1 protein-coding gene is annotated in these 1,273 nt (G+C 62.5%); it reads left to right on the forward strand.

Annotated features, from left to right (window positions below; translation table 11 throughout):
- The coding region (locus EN884_RS36215; protein ID WP_245492054.1) for an aconitase family protein at positions 1-1,233 on the forward strand (1,233 nt) is incomplete at its 5' end.
- Between the last annotated feature and the right edge of the window lie 40 nt (positions 1,234-1,273).

The raw sequence follows: 1,273 nt of genomic DNA on the forward strand, positions 1-1,273 counted from the left end.
CTGCAGAAGGAGCTCGACCAGATCGGCTTCAACCTGGTCGGCTTCGGCTGCACCACCTGTATCGGCAATTCCGGCCCGCTGCCGGCGCCGATCTCCAAAACCATCAACGACAAGGGCCTGATCGCCGCCGCGGTCCTGTCCGGCAATCGCAACTTCGAAGGCCGTGTCTCGCCTGACGTGCAGGCCAACTATCTGGCCTCGCCGCCGCTGGTCGTCGCGCACGCGCTGGCCGGAACTGTCACCAAGGACCTCACGACAGAGCCGCTCGGCGAGGACAAGAACGGCGAGCCGGTCTACCTCAAGGACATCTGGCCGAGCTCGGCCGAAATCCAGGAGTTCATCGAGAAGAACGTCACCCGCGAGCTGTTCGCCCGCAAGTATGCCGACGTCTTCAAGGGCGACGAGTACTGGCAGAACGTCAAGGCGCCGGAAGGCCAGACCTATGCCTGGGACGACAACTCGACCTATGTGCAGAACCCGCCCTATTTCGCCGGCATGACATCAGGTTTCGGCAAGATCGGCGACATCAAGGGCGCCCGCGTGCTCGGCCTGTTCGGCGACAAGATCACCACCGATCACATCTCGCCGGCCGGATCGATCAAGGCAGCGTCGCCGGCCGGAAAATATCTCACCGACCACGGCGTCGGTGTCGCCGACTTCAACCAGTACGGCACGCGGCGCGGCAATCACGAGGTGATGATGCGCGGCACCTTCGCCAACATCCGCATCCGCAACCACATGCTGGGCGAGAACGGCCGCGAGGGCGGCTACACCATTCACTACCCGTCGAAGGAAGAGGAATCGATCTACGACGCGGCGATGGAGTACAAAAGGGAAGGCGTGCCGCTGGTCGTCTTCGCCGGCGTCGAATACGGCAACGGCTCGTCGCGCGACTGGGCGGCCAAGGGAACCAATCTGCTCGGTGTCCGCGCGGTCATCGCCCAGTCCTTCGAGCGCATCCATCGCTCGAACCTGGTCGGCATGGGCGTTATCCCCTTCGTCTTCGAGGAAGGCACCTCATGGGCATCGCTCAACCTCAAGGGAGACGAGCTGGTCGAGATCGACGGACTGAGCACCATCAAGCCGCGCCAGACGATGATCGCCAAAATCACCTATGGCGACGGCACGGTGAAGAACGTGCCGATCATCTGCCGCATCGATACGCTGGATGAGCTCGACTACTTCAAGAACGGCGGCATCCTGCAATACGTGCTGCGCGATCTGGCAGCTTAGTAAGGGAGTAGGGGAGTAGGGGAGTAGGGGAGTAGGGAAG

The sequence above is a fragment of the Mesorhizobium sp. M7A.F.Ca.AU.001.01.1.1 genome (assembly GCF_004022735.1).
Taxonomy (GTDB): Bacteria; Pseudomonadota; Alphaproteobacteria; order Rhizobiales; family Rhizobiaceae; genus Mesorhizobium; species Mesorhizobium ciceri.